Raw genomic sequence first — 4471 nt, 5'->3', positions numbered from 1 at the left:
GACGGGGCTTGAACACGGGCGCGGGCTCCGCCGTCACCAGCGCGCCCGGGTCCGTCCGGTCCACCGGCGGCGGCAGGTCCACCTTCGGCGCCGTGGGCGCGGAAGGAGCGGACGCGGCGGGCGCCGGCGGAGCGACGACGACGGACGGCGGCGCGGTGGCGTCCAGCGCGGGCGCGAACGGGTTGGGCGCCACGCCCACCTCCGCGTAGTCGCGGTAGATGCCGAGAATCGGGTTCGGCGCCGTGAGCTCGCGGCGAAACTCGTCCGCCACCTCGGCCCGGTCCAGCTCCAGGTACTCGCGCTCGCCGCTGAGCAGGCGCAGCAGGGCGTGCTCGTACTCCGCCAGCTCCGCGAAGCCCAGCTCGCTGCGGATCAGCCGGTACGGCACCACGTCCTGGTACAGGTCGCCAATGGTGAGCGTCCGACCGGGATCGCGCGCCAGGGTCAGGGATACGCGCCGGTACAGGCGATCGAGGGCGTCCACGGCTGGGGAGTGCGTGAGTGCGGAAGTGCGTGAGTCGCTCGATGCGCGTCTATGGCGTCTGCACCGGGGCAGACGCGGGCGACGCGGACGCGGCGGCGGAGTCGCGGGCGTCGGCCGTGCGGATCAGGCCGCGCACCTCGGCGGGGGCCAGGCGCAGCACCTGGTCGGCGTCGGTGGGGCGACCGGCGGCGCGAAGGGCGCGGACCAGCCCCGCCCACGCGCGCGGCGCCTCCTTGTCGTAGTCCAGCGCCTTGCGGAACACGGGGACGGCGTCGGCCGGCCGATTAGCATCCAGCAGCACGAAGCCGTGCTCCGTGTGCAGTCCCGCGTCGTCCGGCGTCGCGCGGAGGCCGGCCTGCACCTCGCGCTCCGCGTCGGCCAGGCGGCCCGCCTCGCGGTAGATGCGGGCCAGGTAGACGCGCGCCCGCGGATCGCGCGGATGGTCGTCCGCATAGGCGCGGAACGACTGCTCGGCCTGGGCCACGCGTCCCGCGCGGTACGCCGCTTCGCCCCGTTCCAGCGCGTCGCTACGGCGCATGCGGACAACGACGAAGAGAAGGATGACGAGCCCGGCCAGCGCCAGCAGCGTGGGCCAGGGCACCCGCCGCCCCCGCGCCGCGGGGACGGCCCGCACGGGCGCCTCGTCGTCCGCCGTAAGGGGCTCCTCGTCCGGGTCGTCCAGGACGGGATCCTCCATCCGCGGAAACGCCGGCAGGGCGCGGATGTGCGTGTCCAGCCCCTGCGCCACGGCCACGGCCAGCGGCGCGTCGCGCGGGGCGGGATCGGCGCCGCCGGCAATGCGCTCGCACGCCAGGTCCAGGTCGTGGAACGCCGCCGCCAGCTCCATGGGAAGCCGGTTGCGGCGGCGCAGCTCCGCCAGCAGGTCGGGCGTGGGAAGGTCGTCGTCGGAAAGGGCCCGCAGCCGCAGCTCCACCGGGGCGGTGGGGTCGTCGCGCAGCATGCGGCGCAGCGTCGTCTCCGCCGCCCGCGCCACGCGGACCACCAGGGCGGCCGCGGGCGCGCCGGCCCGCAGCGCCTCCAGGTCGGAGGCGCGCTGCCGCAGCGGGCGAAGGGTGCTCTCGGGATCGAAGCTCACGGCCGGACGGACGCGAGCACGGAAACGCTCCGGACCGGCACGGTCATCCGCGTCAGAGCTCGATGTGCAGCAGGCCCATCCGGGCGCCCGCCTTGAGGAACGCCTCGGCGCTGTGGCACGGCACGTCCCGGCCCGTGCGCTCGCGGATCTGCTTGGCCGCGCGGCGCATGAACGCCGCCAGGGTAATGCCCGGCTCGCCGCACGAGTCGCGCATCCCCCGCACGATGTCGTCCCACGAGCCCTCGAACACCGAGCCCTCGGCCGTGCGCACCCGGTGCGGCGCCACCGGGCCGGCGGCCTCCACCGTTTCCAGGGTGCCGCCGGGCGCCGGGCCCAGGATCTTCATGATGAAGTCCATCTGCGCCGAAAGCTCCAGCGCGGCCTGGGCCTGCTCGTCCACGGCGCCCTCGAAGCTGGCCTCCACCTCGGCCAGCAGGTGGTCGATGTCGTCCGGCTCGGCGTCCAGCTCCGCCAGGCGCTCGCGCCAGGGCAGGAACCAGGCGTCGTCCTCCGTCACGCCGTCCAGCTGCGTCTTGAGCTCGATGTACCGCCACACGCTGAGCGTGTCCCAGTGCTCCATGGGCGGCACCTGCTCCAGCTCCTGCAGGGCGCCGCGGTGGTCGCCGCGGTCGTGCAGCAGGTGGCTCAGGTAGATGCGGGCCTCGTGCAGCTCGCCATCCAGCCGCACGGCGCGGCGAAGCTCGCGGCGCGCCCCCAGGTCGTCGCCCAGGGCGTGCAGCGTGTAGCCGCGGGCCGCCGCCAGCTCGGCCGAGTCCGGGTGCGTCGCCGAAAGCGCGGCGAAGCGGGCGCGGGCGTCCGTGAACAGGCCCTCGCGGTAGAGCGCGCGGCCCACCGTCAGGCCCAGCTCCAGGTCGTCGCCCAGGCCCATCTCGTCGATCTGGCCAAAGCACTTGAGCGCCTCGTCCACCTTGCCGAACTTGAGCAGGGTCTCGCCCAGGCCCACCCACGCGTCTTCGTATTCCGGGTCCAGCTCCAGCGCGCGCTCAAAGCACGCCCGGGCCCACGCGTACTCCTCGCGGGCCACGCGCGTGTAGCCCAGGCCCACCTGCAGCAGCACGGAGTCCGGGTATTGGGCCAGCCCTTCGCGAAGCACGACGAGCGCCTCGTCGTACTCGCCCGCGTCGTAGTGACGGTGGGCCAGCTCGTCGTATTCTTCGGAGCTGAGAAATGAGGTTCCCATTCAGCCTTCCCTGGCTTCCAAAAAGGCGGGGGATGGGGCACGGCCCGGGAGTGGGCCGGGGTACCGCCGAGGGGCCGCGCGCGGCGCGAAACGCGCGGTGGGCACCTGCGCAAATATACACCACATCCGCCCCCGCATCCAACCCCTTGCGCGGGCTTGCGGCCCCCGCCCGCCTGCCGTCAGATTTGACCTTCCCGCTTTACCTGCAACCGAACCGACCTGAGGGACCCGATGTTCGACTGGCTGCGGCGGCGCCGCCTGAGCAACGAGGCCAAGCGCAAGCTGCTGATTGCCGCCGCGCGCGCCGAAGAGGCGATCGTGGAGACGCACGTGGCCAACGTGCTGGACCTGCTGGACACGCTTCGCGACGAGGTGGACGTGGACCGCGCCCTGGAGCTGTACATGGAGATGCTCCCCATGGACGAGCACGTGGCGGCCACCGTGACCAACCGCGTCCTGGCCCGCCACGACGCGCCCGCCGGCCGGCACGTTCCCGGCGCCGCCACGGGCCGCTACGGCGGCGTGTTCCGCGAAGACCGCTAGGGCCGCGCGCGTCCCCTTCGGCGCGCTCTCCCGCTTCAGATCGCTGACCCCGACCGCCGGAGACCCCAAAGGGGCGTCCGGCGGTCGTACATCGTCCAGAATCCGGACGACGACGCCTGTTTCCTGCCCCACGCGGGCAGGTTCCCGCCGTGCACGCATCCCGTGTACCGGGTCTGGTCACACCTGGCCCTCGCCCACCCCGTACGCCGTTCGGCGTAAATCGTTCCTTCTCAGCCACTTGCGCCAAGTACCGAAAGATGGGCCGGCGCTTGCCCTGCCACGGATGCGTTTTCTCCATCCGCGTCACGCATTGCCCAGCAGGGTTTTCTGATGATCGCACGTGCCACGTCCACGCTGTCCCCGCGCCCGGCGGTGCCGGGAACGCCTTCGATGGTGGGCAACAAGCGCCCGCAGCCGCACCGGTTTCACCTGACGGGCGGCCGCATGGTGGAGGGCGACCTTCACCGGGCGCCGGGCAGCCGCCTGGCGGACCACCTGTCCACGCTCAAGGGCTTCATCTCCATCACCAACGCGCGTTGCGCCGAGACGGGCGCGGCGTACGGGTACCTGGTGCTGAACCAGGACCACGTGGTGTTCATCGAGGAGCTGCCGGACGGCGGCCTCCGGGCCTCGGTATTCGATCTGGCGGCGAAGGAAGGTGTCGAGGTCTCCGACGTCCTCGTGGCGGACGCCTCGCGCCGGACGACGACGCTCAACGCCTACGTCTCCGGCTTCGGCGGGACTCGGCGCGTTGTGCTCTACGACAACCTCGTGGAGGGGGTTCCCGAGACGGAGGCACGGGTGGTGATCGCGCACGAGCTCGCCCATGCCAAGCACAACGACGTCTTGCTCGGGACCGCGCTCGGGGCGGTGGGGGCCGTGCTGGGAGTGTCGCTTCTTGCCCTGGCTCTCGACTCACCACGGTTGCGACGGCGGGCGGGAGTCGAGGACGCGGGGACGGCTGCGGTCGTGCCGTTGATGCTGGCGCTGTGGGCGGTCGCGACGTTGCTGGTCTCCCCGGTCCAGAACTCGATCAGCCGCGCGATCGAGGCACGCGCCGACCGGGAATCCCTCGTTGCCACGGGGGATTCCGATACGTTCATCAGCATGCAGCGTGAGCTGGCTCTGGCCGCCCTGAGTGACCCGA

General features: G+C 72.6%; 4 protein-coding genes and 1 pseudogene. 2 read left to right on the top strand and 3 right to left on the bottom strand.

All coding sequences use genetic code 11. The features are described 5' to 3' along the window. The 3 genes and pseudogenes from VFZ20_RS24185 to VFZ20_RS24175 all read right to left on the bottom strand — a co-directional run. A pseudogene (locus VFZ20_RS24185) lies at positions 1 to 484 on the bottom strand (hypothetical protein); the annotation flags it as partial. A 49-nt stretch (positions 485 to 533) separates the two neighbouring features. Continuing rightward, positions 534 to 1580, bottom strand: a complete 1047-nt coding sequence (locus VFZ20_RS24180) for a tetratricopeptide repeat protein (RefSeq protein WP_329686525.1) — start codon at positions 1578 to 1580, stop codon at positions 534 to 536. A gap of 52 nt (positions 1581 to 1632) precedes the next feature. Then, positions 1633 to 2781 (bottom strand): tetratricopeptide repeat protein, encoded by a 1149-nt coding sequence (locus tag VFZ20_RS24175; protein ID WP_329686524.1) that lies wholly within the window; start codon positions 2779 to 2781, stop codon positions 1633 to 1635. A gap of 231 nt (positions 2782 to 3012) precedes the next feature. On the opposite strand from VFZ20_RS24175, the gene VFZ20_RS24170 reads away from it, so the two are divergent. Together VFZ20_RS24170 and VFZ20_RS24165 are read left to right on the top strand one after the other, a co-directional pair. Then, a complete protein-coding gene (locus tag VFZ20_RS24170) occupies positions 3013 to 3324 on the top strand; it encodes a hypothetical protein (protein ID WP_329686523.1) in 312 nt (103 codons plus the stop codon). 330 nt (positions 3325 to 3654) lie between these two features. After that, on the top strand, positions 3655 to 4471 hold an 817-nt coding region (locus VFZ20_RS24165), incomplete at its 3' end, for a M48 family metalloprotease (protein WP_329686522.1).

The organism is Longimicrobium sp. (assembly GCF_036280135.1).
Classification (GTDB): domain Bacteria; phylum Gemmatimonadota; class Gemmatimonadetes; order Longimicrobiales; family Longimicrobiaceae; genus Longimicrobium.
The sequence above is the reverse complement of the archived record's forward strand: the minus strand, read 5'-3'. Positions and strand labels throughout refer to the sequence as shown.